At 56.2% G+C, this 16,851-nt stretch carries 15 protein-coding genes; 8 read left to right on the forward strand and 7 right to left on the reverse strand.

Annotation, left to right across the window (positions count from 1 at the left end):
• Window positions 1–187 precede the first annotated feature (187 nt).
• The 5 genes from urtA to urtE all read left to right on the forward strand — a co-directional run bounded on the left by urtA (window position 188) and on the right by urtE (window position 5,673).
• Complete coding sequence (urtA, locus tag SYN65AY6A5_RS01965; protein ID WP_011433602.1) at window positions 188–1,462, forward strand: urea ABC transporter substrate-binding protein; 1,275 nt, start codon at window positions 188–190, stop codon at window positions 1,460–1,462.
• 104 nt (window positions 1,463–1,566) lie between these two features.
• On the forward strand, window positions 1,567–2,724 hold the full coding sequence (gene urtB / locus SYN65AY6A5_RS01970; RefSeq protein ID WP_099813055.1) for an urea ABC transporter permease subunit UrtB: 1,158 nt from the start codon (window positions 1,567–1,569) through the stop codon (window positions 2,722–2,724).
• 3 nt (window positions 2,725–2,727) lie between these two features.
• Window positions 2,728–3,936: an urea ABC transporter permease subunit UrtC gene (urtC, locus tag SYN65AY6A5_RS01975; RefSeq protein ID WP_099813056.1), complete on the forward strand. Its 1,209-nt coding sequence runs from the start codon at window positions 2,728–2,730 to the stop codon at window positions 3,934–3,936.
• A 170-nt stretch (window positions 3,937–4,106) separates the two neighbouring features.
• Window positions 4,107–4,874: an urea ABC transporter ATP-binding protein UrtD gene (urtD, locus tag SYN65AY6A5_RS01980; protein WP_011433599.1), complete on the forward strand. Its 768-nt coding sequence runs from the start codon at window positions 4,107–4,109 to the stop codon at window positions 4,872–4,874.
• Window positions 4,875–4,908: 34 nt separating this feature from the next.
• Window positions 4,909–5,673 carry an urea ABC transporter ATP-binding subunit UrtE gene (gene urtE, locus SYN65AY6A5_RS01985; RefSeq protein ID WP_099835833.1) on the forward strand — a complete coding sequence of 255 codons (765 nt, stop codon included), beginning with the start codon at window positions 4,909–4,911 and terminating at the stop codon, window positions 5,671–5,673.
• A 51-nt stretch (window positions 5,674–5,724) separates the two neighbouring features.
• Here the strand turns inward: urtE and SYN65AY6A5_RS01990 are convergent, their stop codons facing one another.
• Both SYN65AY6A5_RS01990 and SYN65AY6A5_RS01995 read right to left on the reverse strand, forming a co-directional pair.
• A complete protein-coding gene (locus SYN65AY6A5_RS01990) occupies window positions 5,725–7,176 on the reverse strand; it encodes an ABC transporter ATP-binding protein (protein WP_011430739.1) in 1,452 nt (483 codons plus the stop codon).
• 142 nt (window positions 7,177–7,318) lie between these two features.
• Window positions 7,319–8,014: an isochorismatase family cysteine hydrolase gene (locus tag SYN65AY6A5_RS01995; protein WP_011430738.1), complete on the reverse strand. Its 696-nt coding sequence runs from the start codon at window positions 8,012–8,014 to the stop codon at window positions 7,319–7,321.
• 191 nt (window positions 8,015–8,205) lie between these two features.
• Here SYN65AY6A5_RS01995 and mnmH point away from each other — a divergent pair, with 191 nt between their 5' ends.
• Window positions 8,206–9,279, forward strand: coding sequence for a tRNA 2-selenouridine(34) synthase MnmH (gene mnmH / locus SYN65AY6A5_RS02000; protein ID WP_099883788.1), 1,074 nt, complete (start codon window positions 8,206–8,208; stop codon window positions 9,277–9,279).
• Here the strand turns inward: mnmH and SYN65AY6A5_RS02005 are convergent.
• Window positions 9,272–10,075: a M55 family metallopeptidase gene (locus tag SYN65AY6A5_RS02005; protein ID WP_099883790.1), complete on the reverse strand. Its 804-nt coding sequence runs from the start codon at window positions 10,073–10,075 to the stop codon at window positions 9,272–9,274. The genes mnmH and SYN65AY6A5_RS02005 overlap by 8 nt on opposite strands.
• A gap of 192 nt (window positions 10,076–10,267) precedes the next feature.
• The gene (locus tag SYN65AY6A5_RS02010) at window positions 10,268–11,302 is read right to left on the reverse strand and encodes an adenosine deaminase (protein ID WP_099883792.1); all 1,035 of its coding nucleotides are present in this window, start codon (window positions 11,300–11,302) and stop codon (window positions 10,268–10,270) included.
• A gap of 384 nt (window positions 11,303–11,686) precedes the next feature.
• Here SYN65AY6A5_RS02010 and SYN65AY6A5_RS02015 point away from each other — a divergent pair, with 384 nt between their 5' ends.
• Complete coding sequence (locus SYN65AY6A5_RS02015) at window positions 11,687–13,279, forward strand: NAD(P)H-quinone oxidoreductase subunit 4 (RefSeq protein WP_099813360.1); 1,593 nt, start codon at window positions 11,687–11,689, stop codon at window positions 13,277–13,279.
• A gap of 73 nt (window positions 13,280–13,352) precedes the next feature.
• Here the strand turns inward: SYN65AY6A5_RS02015 and SYN65AY6A5_RS02020 are convergent, their stop codons facing one another.
• Both SYN65AY6A5_RS02020 and SYN65AY6A5_RS02025 read right to left on the reverse strand, forming a co-directional pair.
• Window positions 13,353–13,994 (reverse strand): Uma2 family endonuclease, encoded by a 642-nt coding sequence (locus SYN65AY6A5_RS02020; RefSeq protein ID WP_099813059.1) that lies wholly within the window; start codon window positions 13,992–13,994, stop codon window positions 13,353–13,355.
• Window positions 13,995–14,044: 50 nt separating this feature from the next.
• Window positions 14,045–14,791 carry a rhomboid family intramembrane serine protease gene (locus tag SYN65AY6A5_RS02025; RefSeq protein ID WP_011430733.1) on the reverse strand — a complete coding sequence of 249 codons (747 nt, stop codon included), beginning with the start codon at window positions 14,789–14,791 and terminating at the stop codon, window positions 14,045–14,047.
• Window positions 14,792–14,951: 160 nt separating this feature from the next.
• On the opposite strand from SYN65AY6A5_RS02025, the gene SYN65AY6A5_RS02030 reads away from it, so the two are divergent.
• On the forward strand, window positions 14,952–15,626 hold the full coding sequence (locus SYN65AY6A5_RS02030) for a LuxR C-terminal-related transcriptional regulator (RefSeq protein ID WP_011430732.1): 675 nt from the start codon (window positions 14,952–14,954) through the stop codon (window positions 15,624–15,626).
• Between the two features lie 5 nt (window positions 15,627–15,631).
• Here the strand turns inward: SYN65AY6A5_RS02030 and SYN65AY6A5_RS02035 are convergent, their stop codons facing one another.
• Window positions 15,632–16,819, reverse strand: coding sequence for a GNAT family N-acetyltransferase (locus SYN65AY6A5_RS02035; protein ID WP_011430731.1), 1,188 nt, complete (start codon window positions 16,817–16,819; stop codon window positions 15,632–15,634).
• Window positions 16,820–16,851: the final 32 nt, after the last annotated feature.

Consider the following 16,851-nt stretch of genomic DNA (forward strand, 5'->3'; position numbering starts at 1 on the left):
TGCAGGATTAGCCTTTTCCTCTGTTGATGTTGGGAAGGCATTCGGTGAAAGCCTCAGCCGACTGCAGTTGGGCAAATTTAACACATGGGCGAGGTGATGAGCTAAGTGCTTCCCTCTGTTGGCCGGGCTGCTGCAACAACTGGACTTCTTAATACCCTTTGCACTCACTTCGTTTCGGAGATCACCGATGGCTCTATCATTTAATCGTCGTCAAGTGCTGAAAATGGGCGCTCTGGCCGGAGCCGGGGCTGCCCTAGGGCCGCAGATCTGGGTGAAGCGATCCGTGCCCGCCTACGCCCAGGGAGAGACCATCCGCGTTGGCATTTTGCACTCCCTTAGCGGCACCATGGCCATTTCGGAAACCAGCGTGGTGGATGCGGAAAAGCTGGCCATCAAAGAGATCAATGCCGCCGGTGGGGTTTTGGGCAAGCAGATCGAGCCGATTATCGAGGATGGGGCTTCCGATTGGCCAACCTTTGCGGAGAAAGCCACCAAACTGATCGATGTGGACAAGGTGGCAACGGTGTTTGGATGCTGGACTTCGGCCAGTCGCAAAGCCGTGTTGCCGGTGTTTGAATCCAAGCAGCACCTGCTCTGGTATCCCGTGCAGTACGAAGGACAAGAGTGCTCCAAAAACATCTTCTACACCGGCGCTGCCCCCAACCAGCAGATCGAGCCTTCGGTGGAATGGCTGCTCAAGAACAAGGGCAAAGAGTTCTTCCTGGTGGGATCCGACTACGTGTTCCCCCGCACGGCCAACACCATCATCAAGGCCCAGTTGGAAGCCCTGGGGGGCAAGGTGGTGGGTGAAGACTATCTGCCTTTGGGCAACACAGAAGTTACTCCCATCATCAGCAAGATCCGGGCCGCTCTTCCCAATGGCGGTGTGATCTACAACAGCTTGAATGGCGACAGCAACGTGGCCTTTTTCAAACAACTGAAAGGGGCAGGGCTGGGGCCGGATCGTTATCCTTCCATGTCCGTCAGCATTGCCGAAGAAGAGGTGCAGGCCATTGGCCCCGAATTTTTGGAAGGGCACTTTGCCGCCTGGAACTACTTTATGACGGTGGATACGCCTGCCAACAAGAAGTTTGTGGAAGCTTTCAAGGCAGAATACGGCCAAAACCGCGTCACCAACGACCCGATGGAAGCCGCCTACATCATGGTTTACATCTGGAAGCAGGCGGCAGAAAAAGCGGGAACGGTGGAGATCGACGCCGTGCGGCAGGCAGCCTACGGCCAGACCTTCGATGCCCCTGAAGGCTTGGTAACCATGAACACCAATCACCACCTGACCAAGTATGTGCGGATCGGCCAGGTGCGCTCTGACGGTTTGTTTGATGTCATCTTTTCTACGGATGCCGTGGAGCCGCAGCCCTGGAACCAGTTTGTGGCAGAGACCAAGGGCTTTGCCTGCGATTGGTCAGATCCGGCCAAGGGCGGTCGCTACAAAGTCAGCTAGTCCTGGCCAGGGCTGGGATCCCTTGCCGTTTGGATAGGGTTGGGGATCCCGCCTAGATGCTCGGTTAGCCTCCCTAGTTTAGTTGGAAGGAGGATCCCCTGCCGATGACCTTGCTCTTGGATAGCTTGTTTAACGGCCTTAGCATCGGCACCGTCTTGCTGATAGCCGCTCTGGGCTTGGCCATTGTTTTCGGCCTCATGGGGGTCATCAACATGGCCCATGGGGAGCTGATGATGTTGGGGGCCTACACCACTTTTGTGGTTCAAAATGCCTTTCGTCCCCTAGGGGATCCCTGGCGGGATCTGTACATCTTTCCAGCTTTGGTAGCTGCCTTTGCCGTCACGGCTCTGGTGGGACTAGCCCTGGAGCGGGGGGTGATCCGCTTTTTGTATGGCCGACCGCTGGAAACCCTTCTGGCCACTTGGGGTGTGAGCCTGATCCTGCAGCAGTTTGTGCGCAGCGTCAATTGGGTGCTGGCTTTCCGCTTGGGGGCCTTCGCGGTGCTCTTTTTCGGCGGCTGGTGGCTTTTGTCCAGGCGGGCGGATTGGCCGCGTCTCAAGGGGTGGACGCTGGCGCTGCTGTTGGTGCTCTCCACGGCCATTGCATCGGTGGGGGGGCGGGTGCTGGCGCAAACCTATGCTTTGGCGGTTACCCAGCCTTGGTTCGGCGCCCAGAACAAAGACGTGACGGCTCCCCGGTGGCTGGGGGGTGGGATCCCGGTGGGCAACCTGTTTTTGCCCAATACCCGCCTGTTTATCATCGCCCTCACTGTCTTCTGCATCCTGGGGCTGTACTTCTTCTTGCAACGCACCCGCTGGGGGCTGCGCATCCGGGCGGTTACCCAGAATCGGGCCATGAGCGCCTGTGTAGGGATCCCCACGCAAAAGGTGGATGCCCTTACCTTTGCCATCGGTTCGGGTCTGGCGGGAGTAGCCGGCGTGGCGGTCAGCCTGCTGGGATCCGTTGGGCCGAACACCGGCCAGAACTACATCGTGGATACCTTTATGGTGGTCGTCGTGGGGGGTGTTGGTAAGCTCTTAGGCAGTATTGTGGCGGCGCTTGGGATCGGGATTGCCAACTTTGTCATCGGCTCAGGGACGCTGGCTTTGATTTTTCCCAACGTGCCCATCCTGACCGATACCCTCAACTTTTTTGCCACCACGAGCATGGCCAAGGTGATGGTCTTTGCTTTGATCGTGGCCTTTTTGCAGGTGCGACCTCGGGGCCTTTTCCCCGAAAAAGGTCGTATGGTGGATGCCTAGGGAATGATCTCGCTTGGCGAAAACTCTAGGACCAGACTCTCCATCTTCTACTCCCTCACAAAGCCTATGAAACTGGTTCATTCCCCCCGTGCTGATCATGAAGTGGCTGCTCCCGTCGCGGGTGGGGATCCCAATTCTTCTCGCAAGCTTCTGTGGGAGGCCGGGATCCTCATCGTTTTGGTGCTGGCCTTGATCTTTGTGGCCCCAACTGTGCTGTCTGGCTTTCGGCTCAACTTGTTGGGGCGGTTTCTGGCCCTCAGCATTGTAGCTTTGGGGATCGACCTCATCTGGGGCTATACCGGCATGCTCAGTCTGGGACATGGGGTGTTCTTCGCCTTGGGGGGCTACGCTCTGGGGATGCACCTGAAATTGCAATTGCCGGAAGGTCAGATACCGGAGTTTTTCAGCCTCTACGGGGTAACGGAATTGCCCTGGTTTTGGTATCCCTTTTATTCGTTTCCGTTTACGGCTGTTGCTGTGGTCTTGATCCCGGCTTTGGTGGCAGCAGCCCTGGGATATTTGGTGGTGAGAAATCGCATTCGAGGGGTTTATTTCTCCATTCTAACTCAGGCCACCACGATCATTTTCTTTAACTTCTTCAACGGCCAACAGCGCTTAATCAACGGCACCAACGGCCTGACCAACTTCCAGACTTTGTTTGGCCTAGATGTCAACTCGTCCGAAATGCGCTTTGCTGTCTATGTCACTACAGTTCTGGCGGTGGTTTTGGCTTACCTTCTCTGTCGTTGGCTCACCAGCGGCTTATTCGGTCGGATCCTGGTAGCCATTCGAGATGACGAGCCGCGGGTTCGTTTTTCCGGCTACGATCCCACCGGCTTTAAAGTGCTGGTGTTTGCCGTGTCTGCTGCCCTGGCGGGTGTTGCCGGAGCTTTGTTTACCTTGCAAACTGGGATCATCTCTCCCAATGCGATGGCCGTTCCCTTTTCCATTGAGATGGTAATCTGGGTGGCGGTGGGCGGTCGGGCCAGTTTGGTGGGGGCGGTGCTGGGGGCTCTGTTGGTTAACTTTGCCAAGAGCTTGCTGAGCGAAAATTTTCCCGAAATTTGGTTGTTTTTCCAAGGGGGATTGTTCCTGCTGGTGGTGCTGGTGTTGCCGGATGGACTGGTGGGTTGGGTGCGCACCCAAGGCAGGCAGCTTTGGGTCACTGTCCAGCTTTGGCGCAGGCGCTTGGCAAATACTTCTCCAGCCTAAATCTGGCTTTCTCTTGAGGATGTCAGTTATGTGCAAGATATAAGTTTAAGGTAAGAGGATCCCATGGGTGAGCCAGCGATGCCAAGTTTCCTCTCCTATTTGATGGGTTTATTTGATGGGTTGAGAATCCGGTTTGACCTTTGGCCTTTCCGTTCTTGGATGTGATCCCTATGCTCACTGCAGCTCCCACCGCTACCCGACAAATTTTACAAACTCAGGATCTCACCGTCAGCTTTGATGGCTTCAAGGCTTTGGACAGGCTGAACTTCTCTCTGGAGGAAGGGGAGCTGCGGGTGGTCATCGGCCCCAATGGGGCAGGCAAGACTACGTTTCTCGATGTGCTGACGGGCAAGGTTAAGCCTACTCGAGGCCGGGTGCTGTTTAAAGGAAAAGATCTGACCAAGCTCAAGGAACATGAGATCTCGATTTTGGGTGTTGGGCGCAAGTTTCAGACGCCGCGGGTCTATCAAAACTTGAGCGTGCGAGAAAACTTGGAGCTATCCCTCAACCCTGACAAAAGGGTTTTTTCCACCCTACTTGGCAAAAAGCATCTGCGAGAAAAAACGGATGCTCTTTTGGAAACCATTGGCCTCAGCCGTAAGGATCGGGTTCCGGCAGGGCTGCTTTCCCACGGAGAAAAGCAATGGCTGGAGATCGGCATGGTGATTGCTCAAGATCCGGATTTGCTGCTGCTGGATGAATGCGTGGCCGGGATGACGGACAAAGAAACAGAAGCTACAGGAGAGTTAATTCAATCCTTAGCCCAAAGCCACACCATTTTGGTGATCGAACATGACATGGTGTTTGTCCGACAAATTGCCCGCAAGGTTACCGTTTTACACCAAGGCTCGGTGCTGTGCGAAGGTACCTTTGAGGATGTGAAAAACGACCCGCGAGTGATTGAGGTCTATCTCGGATCCCACAAGGGGAAAAACTAAGCAAAGAGGCTATAGTTCTGTATCTAATCGACTCATGCGCAGGCCTATGAATACGGAAAACGCGACCGCAACACAAAACTTATCCCGAGATGGATCCGGGCCTCTCCTGGAGGTCTCCAACTTGAGGGTTTACTATGGTCAGAGTTTAATTGTGAAGGATCTCTCTTTTAAGATCTTTCCCGGCCAAGCGGTCTGCCTTCTGGGTCGCAATGGCATGGGCAAAACCACCACGCTTAAAGCCCTGATGGGGCTTCTGAAAGACTGCACAGGCAAAATTGCTTTTGAGGGCCGTCCTATCAACCATTACCCTCCCAATTGGCGAGCCCGCGCCGGTATTGGCTATGTACCCCAAGGTCGAGAGATATTTCCCCGCCTAACGGTTGAGGAAAACCTGCTGGTGGGGCTAGAAGCGGCACCGGACAGAGAACGGATCATACCTGAGTTTGTCTATGACCTATTCCCAATTCTGCGTTCTTTTCTTAAACGGCTGGGTGGGGATTTGAGCGGTGGGCAGCAGCAGCAACTGGCCATCGCCAGAGCTTTGGTGGCGGAGCCCAAACTTTTGCTCCTGGATGAGCCTACAGAAGGGATCCAACCCTCCATCATCATCGAGATTGAAGAAGCCATCACCCGTATTCAAAAGGAGCGGGGCGTTTCGGTGTTGCTGGTGGAGCAGTATTTTGAGTTTGCCCAAAGTCTGGCCGATTACTTTTATCTTATGGAAAATGGATCCCTTATCATGGAGGGGCAGACCAACCAGATGGATGAAGAAAAAGTTCGGGCTCACCTCTCCATTTGAGGGGAAGCCATGTCATATTCACTGCTGATTACTTACCAAATCACTTAATGCTTAATGTCCGCCCATCTTGTGGCCAACTTCTTTGAGATCCACGCTGCTGATAGGACTTTCATAGACGATCCGACCGCCCGCCATCACCAGCAAACGATCGGAGAGCTTGAGAAGCTCGTCCAGATCTTCGCTGATCAGCAAGACGGCAACTCCTCGGTTACGAGCATCCACAATCTGCGAGTGAATGTAATCTACTGCCGCAAAGTCCAGACCAAAACAAGGATTGGCGGCGATCAAAATTTGTGGATCTCCGGCGAGTTCCCGTGCCAAAATGGCTCGCTGGACATTACCCCCCGACAGGTGGCTGATGGGAGTTTGGGCTGCAGGCGTTTTCACCTTAAATTGCTCGATTAACGCGCGGGCATAGCGCCAAATCTCTTGCCAGATCAACATCCAACCTTTGGCCATAGGATCCCGGTCATAACGACGCAGGGCCAAGTTTTCGCCAACGCTCATGTTGGGGATCGAGGCATTTCTCAGAGGTTCCTCCGGCAAACAGCAAACCCGGTGGCGCACCATTTCTGCGCGGGTGGCCCTGTACAGTTGCCCGTTGATCTTGATCTGCCCGGCTGTAGCCATCCGCTGCCCGGCCAAGACTTCCATCAACTCCCGCTGGCCGTTGCCGGAAACGCCGGCAATTCCCACAATCTCACCTCCATGAACAGTCAGGGTCACCCCCCGCACAGCGGGCAAGCCATTGTCCTTGTCAGCCTGGATCCCTTCAATTTCCAGCAGAGGGGATCCCCCTTTGACCAAGGCTTTCTCCAACTGGATCTGCACCTGTTGCCGGCCCAGCATCATTTCGGCCATTTCTGCTGTGGATAAATCTTTCACTTGTCCATGGCCGGCCACCTTCCCACGTCGCAACACCGTCACCTCATCGGCAAAGGCATTCACCTCGCGAAACTTGTGGGTAATGAGCAATACACTCAGGTCGCCAGCTTCCACCGAACGACGCACAAGGCCCAAGACTTCGTCGGCTTCCTCTGGCGTGAGCACAGAAGTAGGCTCGTCCAAGATCAGGATCTTGGTGTTCAAATAAAGCTGCTTGAGGATCTCGACCTTCTGCTTTTCTCCTGCCGATAGTTCGGAAACAAAAGCCCGCAAGTTGACTTGGAAAGGGGCTGTTTCCATAAAATCTGCCAGCTTTTTTTCCTCTTCTTTCCAGTCAATCACCAAAGGCAAATCTGGGCGGGCCAAGACCAAGTTTTCCGCCACAGTCATGGCGGGTACAGAGGTGAAATGTTGGTACACCATGCCAATGCCGTAGTGATAGGCATCCCGTGGGCTGTGGATGGCACGAGCTCGTTTATCAATGCAAACATCGCCAGAGTCAGCATGATAAAAGCCCATCACGCACTTGACGAGGGTGCTTTTCCCGGCTCCGTTTTCCCCAAGTAAGGCATGAAGGGATCCCGGCTTGAGTTTCATCGAGACGTGGTCTAGGGCCAACAGGGATCCAAATCGCTTGGTGAGGTTGACGACCTCCAGTTCCGGGGGGCTTTCCGTGCTGTTGAGATTTCAGTTTGGGCAGTGGTAGTCATGGTTGGTCAAGATCTCCTGGTTTGGGTGTCTCACGTAAAGAAATCGAGGTCTAGTCGGTTTTGAGTTCCTGAAGTACTGCTATCAAGGCACCTGAATCGGCAACTGCCCCGAAAACCCCGCCTTGCATCTGGATCATCTTCAGAGCAGCGAGATAATTTCCGTAGTCTGTGGCACCTGTGCAATCGGATAGCAACAAACATTCATAGCCCCGGTCGTTGGCTTCTCGCATGGTGGTGTGGACGCATACATCGGTGGTGATGCCCGTCAAGATCAGGTTTTGGATGCCTTTGCGCCTCAGGATTAAGTCCAGATCGGTGGCATAGAAAGCGCCTTTGCCCGGCTTGTCGATGATCACCTCCCCTGGCAGAGGAGCCAGTTCCGGGATAATTTCCCAGCCGGGTTCTCCTCGCACCAGGATGCGCCCACAGGGACCGGGATCCCCAATGCCTGCCCCAATGCGTTGACTGCGCCAGCGCTTGTTTTCCGGCAAATCTGATAGATCGGGGCGATGGCCTTCGCGGGTATGCACGATGAAAAAACCCAGGGCTCGCATTGCCGCCAAAACCCGTCGGATCGGCTCTATGGGGGCACGGGTGAGGGAAATGTCGTAGCCCATTTTGTCTACATAGCCACCTACCCCGCAGAAATCGGTCTGCATATCGATGACGATCAGGGCGGTGTTCTCAGGCCGTAAGTCACCGTTGTAGGGATAGGGGTAAGGTTCTGCCGCAATATAGGATCCCATAGCACCTCTGGCAAATCAATTCAATAAAGAGCAAAGAAAGAGCAAAAGCCCAATCAAGAGGGATATCCAACCCAAGCCTTCGGGTCACCCTGCGCTTGACCTCGGCTCTCCCAAGTTAAAGCTGGGGCGGTGAGCCTTGGCCAGAACCCTGCCAAGATAGAACACAGCTTACCATTTCTATCCGCAGGTTTGTGTCTCCTCCGATTCACTTCACTGCAGAGCCCTGGCTGCACACCTACAGCGAAATTATCGATGTGCGCTCTCCGGCAGAGTTCGCAGAGGATCATTGGCCGGGAGCCATCAACTTGCCTGTACTCTACGATACAGAACGGGCGGAGGTGGGCACGCTCTACAAGCAGGTGGATCCCTTTACAGCCCGCAAACGAGGGGCAAGCTTGGTGGCCCAGAACATCAGTCGCCACTTGCAAACCCATTTTGCCGATAAAGATCGCGATTACCGGCCCCTAATCTACTGCTGGCGGGGAGGGCAGCGCTCTGCCAGCTTGGCGTTGGTGTTGTCCCAGGTGGGCTGGCAGGTTACGGTTTTGCAAGGTGGCTACAAAACCTACCGGGCCTGGGTGCGCCGACAGCTGCAGATCTTGCCCCAGGAATTTACCTACCGAGTGCTCTGCGGACCAACAGGGAGCGGCAAAACCCAGTTGCTTCACCATCTGCGCCAACAGGGATCCCAAGTTCTCGATCTGGAAAAGCTGGCCTGTCACCGGGGATCCCTCCTGGGGGCCGAGTGGGGGGTGCCACAGCCCAGTCAGAAGAGCTTTGAAAGTCAACTGGTGCAGGTTTTTCTCCAGTGGGATCCCGCCAAGCCAGTCTGGGTGGAGGCTGAGAGTGCCAAAGTGGGCCAGCTCCATCTGCCGCCTGCCCTTTGGCAAGCCCTTACCCAAGCCGACTGTGTCGAAGTGCAGTTGCCTCTAGAGGAGCGGGTGAAGGGGTTAATCGCCCACTATCCCCACTGGATTGCTCACCCCCAAGCGCTAAAGGGGAAATTGCTGCCTCTGAAGTCCCGTCTTGGCCAGGCCCGCCTGCAGCGTTGGTTTGAGCTGATCGACGCCCAAGACTGGCCGCAGTTTGTGCAGGAGTTGCTGGAGCAGCACTACGACCCCACCTATCGACACGGGCTGCAGCAAAACTTCAATCGCCTTCGGGCCCGGATTGAGCTGTCTGACCTTTCCGAGACCAGCCTCAGGGAAGCTGCTGCTCGCCTCATCCAGATGCCGCTTGGATCCCCATCGGTCGCGGCTAGGTGAGCACAATAAACTCCAAAGCCCGCAACACCTCAAACCACTCGGAAACTTCCAGCCGAACCGTGGAATCGGCAATCCACCGGCAGCCGGGATAAAAAGACTTGCGGTAGGCCCGAGCGGGATCCTTGTAGTCCACTTCCAATTGAAAGTGATCCGGCAGTGGGCGAGGACGGTAGGCCGACAGCCGCCTCAGGGATCCCTCTACACCTTGGCGGATGGCCCGCAAAACTTGCTGCGGATGTGGCGCAATGACCGACTGGCCCATTCCTTTGTGGGTGACCACCGTCTCGATGTGGGCGTCATAAGCTTTTGCTTCAGCACACACCTCCGCATCTCCGGCTACAAACACAACCGGGACTCCCTCATAGGCAGCCGTGAGGCTGACCAGGTGAAACTCGGCGATGGCCTGGCCGTTCAGTCGGATTTGGCTAACTTCGGTGGTGTAGGTGTGGGCGAGGGGGTTGGCAGCAGAACCGGCGCGGGCATGATAGCCGATCAAGATCAGGGCATTGTAACTGCGATCCAGCTCTTGCACCATACAGTAGGGGTGGCCGCTCCAACCGCGGATGAGTTGCACCGGCTCCGGCAACCGCTCGGGGATGAGGTTTCGCCCTGAGTCATGGGCATCTTTGACCGTGATCTGCGTGGCTCCGGCAGCCAGGGATCCCTCACAAGCCGCGATCACTGCTCGGGTCATCTGCTCTCGGAATGCCTCGTAACCCGGCTGGCCGATGGTGGCCTCATCCCAATGGCTGATGCCGGCGATCCCCTCGATATCGGCGCTGATATAGACCTTCATGCTTGGCTCAGTAGACTCAGCATTGGATTCTGTTGGGCTTCATCCACCCTCGGATGCCGCTCAGCATCGCTCTGGGCAAGGGATCCAAGCGGTTATTTCCCTTGCGAAAGCTGCCCCTGTCTCTGTTACGGATCCCTTCCCTGTTTTCGAGAAGTCGGGATGAAAAACAAGGACTCCATCCCGCTGAGGCGGTCAGAGAGCCACCAAAGAAGCAGATACCCCCTGCTGCAACTCCGACAACAATGAGGCCGGACGCCCCTTATAGGGCCAGGCAAAAGCGTGACGAAAAGCCGCCTCCTGACAGCGCTTGAGCTGGTCGAAATCGATAATGTCGTGCGTGAGCAAGTTTTCGTACTCAAACGGCAGGCGCACGTTGTGCAGGCCGGCGTTGTCGGTGCAGATGGCGATATCTACCCCCGCGTCAAAGCAGCGGTCGAAGACGATTTTGAGGGGCTCCAAGCTGGGCAGCGTCCCCGTCTTCAGGTAAGTGGTGGGACAGACCTCCAGGCATTGGCCGCGCCGCGCCAGCTCTGGCAGCAGCTCTGGGTAGTGGAGAGGGATCTGGATCCCGTGGCCAATCCGCGAGACATAGGGCAGCAGCTCTGGGTAACAGCCATCCAAAGTCTCATAGAGATGGGCAGTGGTTTTGAGGCCACGGGCCAGGGCATATTTGAACAGCTCAATCCACTCGTCCATGCGTTCGCCGTAGGCCTTATCTCCCCCCGCCAGGTCGATGGCAGACACGTATTCGGACTCGGCGGCGGCCTCCACCATGGCGCGGTTGATATGGCTGGGCAGGCGGGAGTGCAAACACACAATCTGGGTGGTGACGATGGGATATTCCCGCTGCTGGCTGGCTTGCCCTACCGTTTCGATAACTTGGCGCATCTGCTTGAGGCGATCCGCCTCGTCCAAGCTGGGATCTGTGCGCAGATAGGGGGTGTAGCGAATCTCTAGATAGGCCAAATCCTCAAAAACATAGGCCCCCCGCAGCAGACGGTAGATGAAATAAGGTAAGCTTTCCAGGGTTTGCACCTGTTCCACTAGCGTGTGCAGCTCCAAGTAATCTTCAAGGGTGTTGCGCGGGCGGGTGTAGAACTCCTCAAACTCGGCGTAGTCAGGAAAGCGTGCTGCCAGAGGGGATCCCTGGCGATGCAGGTAGCGCCACAAAATCCTAGGAACGACCGAACCGCCTAGGTGGCGGTGTAACTCCGCATGCAGTGCCATACTTCAAAGCTTCCCCCAGAGGCTCCCCTCACCGCCCGCCAAGGGCGGACCTGGCTTGGTTGTTAAGTACTATTTCTACTGTTATCCAACAGCGGCAGTCCTGTCCAGGCGCAATTGCGCAGGGTCGGCTAGCCGGGGGCCAGGTGATGAGGTTTCTAATAGCCAGGTTTGATGACCAGGTCAATGCTTGAGTCCTGGTCGAGCCCGGCCAGGGATCCCGGCAAACTAGGTAAAGAGCCTTAAGATAGTTCTGGAGGTTTGCTGAGCAGAGATACTCAGGAGCGATTCTGGTAAAAGGCTGTTGGCTGTAGCCGACGGCAATCCCCCTGGAAGGGTGTGGTATGAACTTAGCGTAACGAGGTTATCTTCATGGCGCTGCCCAGCTTGCACGAGTTTCCCTGGCTGACCACGGTCATCGTCTATCCGGTGGTGGCCGCCCTCTTCATCCCCTTGATCCCGGCGCCCGCTGGGGATCCCACTACCCGCGTCTACGCGCAAAAGTTGGCAGAACGGGTTCGCTGGTTTGCCCTCTTCATCGCGGTTACCGACCTGCTCATTTTGCTGGCTGGCTTCTATGTCGGCTATGACCCCAGCCAGACAAGCTTACAACTGCTGGAGCGCTACACCTGGGTGCCGCAGGTGGGGCTGAGCTGGTCGGTGGGGGCCGATGGCCTTTCCATGCCGCTGATCCTGCTCACGGCTTTTGTGACCACGCTTGCCATCTTGGCCGCCTGGCCGGTCACCCTCAAGCCGCGCCTGTTTTATTTTCTGATGTTGGCCATGTACGGCGGGCAGATCGGGGTGTTCGCCGTGCAGGACATGTTGCTCTTCTTCCTGATGTGGGAGCTGGAGCTGATCCCGGTGTATTTGCTCCTCTCCATTTGGGGGGGGTACAACCGCCTCTATGCGGCCACCAAGTTCATTCTCTACACCGCCCTCAGCTCCCTGTTTATCCTGGTGGCGGGCCTGGCCATGGCCTTCTACGGGGATCCCATCAGCTTTGACATGACGGATCTGGCCCACAAGGCCTATCCGCTGAGCTTCCAATTGCTGCTGTATGGGGCCTTCCTCATCGCCTACGGGGTGAAGCTGCCCGTCTTCCCTTTGCACACCTGGCTGCCCGATGCCCACGGCGAAGCCACGGCGCCGGTTCACATGTTGCTGGCCGGGATCTTGCTTAAGATGGGGGGCTATGCCCTGATGCGCATGAATGTGGGCATGCTGCCGGATGCCCACCTCTACTTTGCGCCGGTGCTGATCGTGCTGGGGGTGGTGAACATCATCTTTGCCGCCCTTACCTCCTTTGCCCAGCGCAACCTCAAGCGCAAGATCGCCTACTCTTCCATCAGCCACATGGGCTTTGTCCTCATCGGGATCGGATCCCTGACCGAAATCGGCATGAGCGGCGCCATGCTGCAGATGATCTCCCACGGGCTGATCGGGGCCAGCCTGTTCTTCTTGGTGGGGGCCACCTACGACCGCACCCACACGCTGGAGCTGGAGGAAATGGGCGGCGTCGGCCTGAAGATGCCCAAGATTTTCTCCATGTTCACCGCTTGCTCGCTGGCCTCTCTGGCTCTGCCGGGGATGAGCGGCTTTGTGGCGGAGCTGATGGTGTTCATCGGCATGGCCACCACCGATGCCTACTCCCTCCCCTTCCGGCTGGTGGTGGTCTTTCTGGCGGCGGTTGGGGTGATCCTGACTCCTATCTACCTGCTGTCGATGTTGCGGCAGATCTTCTTTGGCCCGGAAAACAAAGAGCTGACCGAACACGAGGAACTGGTGGATGCCGAGCCGCGGGAGGTGTTCATCATCGCCTGCCTGCTGATCCCCATCATCGGCATTGGGCTCTATCCCAAGCTGGTCACTAGCCTCTACGACCAGTCCACCAATGCCCTGGTGGCGCTGCTGCGCCAAGAACTCTCCTCTATTGGAGCGACGGTTGCCCAAGCTCCTGCTCTCTACAGCGCCGACTGAAATGGAGGCGAGGGAGGCTGGGGCAGCTTGTCAGCAAGGCGTGCCACTGGTCCAGCCGGTCTCGGCTTTTTTCTCACTGGGCACCGGAAGGGCTGGGGTTAGGTGAGTGCCCCGCCTGTGTATCTCCGCTGTGCTTGCCGCTCTCGTCAGCTCGAACCCGCATCCAACCAAACAACGTTTCGACCGTCAGTTGGATCCCTTGGGCAAACGCGGGAACGGGGATCAGCTCTTGCGGATCCTCATGCACGGTTGGCTGCTGTCCGGCAGGGTAGGCGAAAACGAGCCTTTCTTCGGGAGCTACGATCCACCCCATCTGGCAGCCGTGGGCCAAGCCGATCAAAATTTTCTTGACCAGCTTCATTTGATTTTGATCGGGAGAGAGAATCTCGATCATCCAATCTGGGCAAAAGGGAATGAGATTTTGAATGGTGCCATCTTCATCCACAGGGATCCGATCCCAGGCGATCACAGAAATATCGGGCACAATCGCATAGCCGGCAAAAGTGCAGCGCAACTCTGGAAATGCCCACCCGAGGCGTTTGGGTTTGAGGTTTGCGTTGATAAAAGAAGTTAGCTCCCCCTGGAGTAGGCTGTGCTTTCCCTGTGGCATGGGCTTCTGGATGATCTCTCCCTCGATGAATTCACTGGCGGGTTGAGCTTCTGGCTGCTGCAGAAACTCTTCCAGGGTTAGGGGCTTGGCAGACAGACGAACCATGATTTCCTCCTCTCAAGTTGGTCTCTGACACAAAAAGGATTGAGGTTCAATCAGAACAGGTCCCTGTCGGGCTGTCGCCAAGCGGCTTGGCGGTCATAAGGGCTTTTGCCAGAAAATAACCCCATCAGCGGCCCCAAGATGGCCCCAAACACAAAGCCGCCCGCGTGGGCCCAGTAGGCGATCCCTCCCCCCTGCATGCCGATGTTGGTGGGCGTCTGCAGGCTGGCGATGCCGTAAAACGCCTGCTGTACAAACCAAAAACCCAAAAACACCCAGGCGGGAACGTAGACGGTTGTGATAAAAATGCCCAGGGGTACCAAAGTCAGGATCTCAGCTCGCGGGAAACGCAAGATATAAGCTCCCAACACCCCGGCAATGGCCCCACTTGCCCCCAGCGAAGGAATGGTGGATTCCATATCGAAAAACCACTGGGTTAGGGCGGCCAAGGCTCCACAAGTCAGGTAAAAAATGAGGTAGCGCACATGCCCCAAGCGATCCTCAACATTGTTGCCGAAAACCCACAAAAAGAGCATGTTGCCGCCAAGATGCAAAAAGCCCCCGTGCAAAAATTGCGAGGTAAATAGCGTTACCCATTCGGGGCGCAGCGAAGAGGTGGCCTCCCCCCGAAAGCTGGCCGTCAGTTCCGCTGGCACCACTGCCCACTCTCGGAAGAAAGCCGCCAGCTCTTGCGGTGATAGGGTAAGCTCATACACAAAAACCAGGATGTTGATAAGCACCAAAGCATAGGTAACGTAGGCAGTGCGGGTGGTTGGGTTGCGATCTTGCAGGGGTACCACAGTCGGGATCCGGTTAACATCACCCTCTAGCCTACCCTGCTGCGCCTTCTCAGGCCCAACTTGGGGCTACACTAGGGTAGTTTGTCGGTGGGATCCCTAAACTGCAAAGGGGTTTTGGCCGTCCCCCCGCAGCCGACGCTGGATTTGGAGGAGTGGATCGATGTTTGAGGTCGAGAGCCGAACTGCCCCGCTCAAGTTCTTGATTGTCGAGGATCATCCCGAGGTTGCCCAAAACAATTGCGAATGGCTGCAACGGCTTGCAGCCGATGCTCAGTGCATCACAGTCTCCAACCCGATGGACGCCATCCTGCGCCTGCAGCGGGAACAGCCGGACTTGGTAGTAGCCGACTTGCTCTACGGCCAAACCAGCGGCGAACAGTCTGCCGAGCCGGGCCTAGAGTTCTTGCGCCATATTTTCGAGAACTACCCCACCCTGAACGTGATGGTTTATTCCAGCGAGCCGCTGCTGCTAACTCCCCTGGTGGGCCTAATCAGCAAGCACCAGGGCGGATTTGCCGCCGTCAACAAAATGGAGCGGCGCAGTGTCTTCTTGGAAGGAGCCAAAAGTGCCCTCAATGGGGAATTGCGCATGCCGCGAGAGTTGCGCGGCTTAACAAAGCTGACGGAGCGGGAAATCGAGGTCTTGAACCTGCTCTGCAAAGAGGCCCTCACCGACCAGGCCATCGCCGACCGCATTCACACGAGCAAAAAAACCGTACAAAACTGTATTCAAAGGCTCAAAGAGAAACTGGATATCTTTGGCTCTGAAGATGAGATCAACGCTCGCGTTGCCATGTGTATGGCAGCCGTTCAGAAAAAGCTTATCCAGTGGTAGTTCATTTAACCTCGCGTAAGAGTAGACAGAGAGGGTAGAATATCTTCTCGAAAGGGAACCTCGTTTTGATTTACCCTCTCCAGCTCAGCCAACATGAGAGGGTTGACGCGATTCAGATAGGGGATTAGCACCTGCTTTAGCCTGGGGCGGTAGAAACGGTGGTAGCTATACACAGGAGTGGCTGGAAATCCCCGCCGAATCTTGTGGGATCCTCCAGCTCCGGGATCAAAGTTGCGGATCCCTTCGCGGATGGCTAGGGCAATCGGCTCGTAGTAGCACACATTAAAGTGCAAGAACTTCACCTCTTCTCGGCAGCCCCAGTAGCGCCCAAAGAGGCGATCCCCTTTGCGGACGCAAAAAGACATCCCCACAATTTCTGTATTTCGTTCCCCGGCCACCAGCACCAGCCGCTGCCGGTAGTTGGGATAGAGAGATTCGAAAAAGCGGCGGTTGAGATATTTGCTCCAGTTCCAAAATTGGGCGCAGGTGTTGCTGTAAAAGTCGTACATGAGAGAGAGAAGGCGCGGCGTGATCTCCTCTCCGGTGTAGATCTTGAGTTCTATGCCGCTTTTTTCCATGGCGGCCCGCTCTCGCTTGATGTTGCGCCGCTGGTTGGCGTTGAACTGGCTCAAAAAGTCTTCGTAAGAGCGATAGCCGGGATTGTGCCACTGGTAGTTGTGGGTAATTCGGGGAGTCAATCCATCGGCCTCCAGTTGGGCCCGCCAGTCTAAGTCCACATAGAGCAGGCTGAACAGCGAAATATCATTGTCCTGGCAGAAGCGATCGATAGCAGCCAGCATCGACGGCCACACCTCTGCTTCCGAGTAGTCGGGATGGACGAGAATGCGATAGCCGGTGGCCGGCGTAAAAGGGGCCATGCCGATCAGCTTGGGGTAGTAGCGTTCTCCCAGTTGGTTGGCAACCGCAGCCCACTCTTGGTCGAAGACAAATTCGCCCTGGCTATGGCTTTTCAAATACAAGGGGGCAGCGGCGATGAGTTGCCCATCCGACTCCACCAACAGGTGACAGGGCAACCACCCCGTGTTGCGGCTGGCACAGCCGGAGGCTTCTAGGCTGTGCAGCCACTCGTACTCCAAAAAAGGAGAGGTGCGCTCCGTCTGCAGCGCTTGCCAGGCAGATGCTGGGATCCCGCGAATATCGTGGCACCAGCGCAATTTCAAACCGGTTGACATTTGCCTGTCCGGATAGACCAACTTGCCCTGCC

Origin of the sequence: Synechococcus sp. 65AY6A5 (genome assembly GCF_002760415.1) — a bacterium.
Classification (GTDB): Bacteria; Cyanobacteriota; Cyanobacteriia; order Thermostichales; family Thermostichaceae; genus Thermostichus.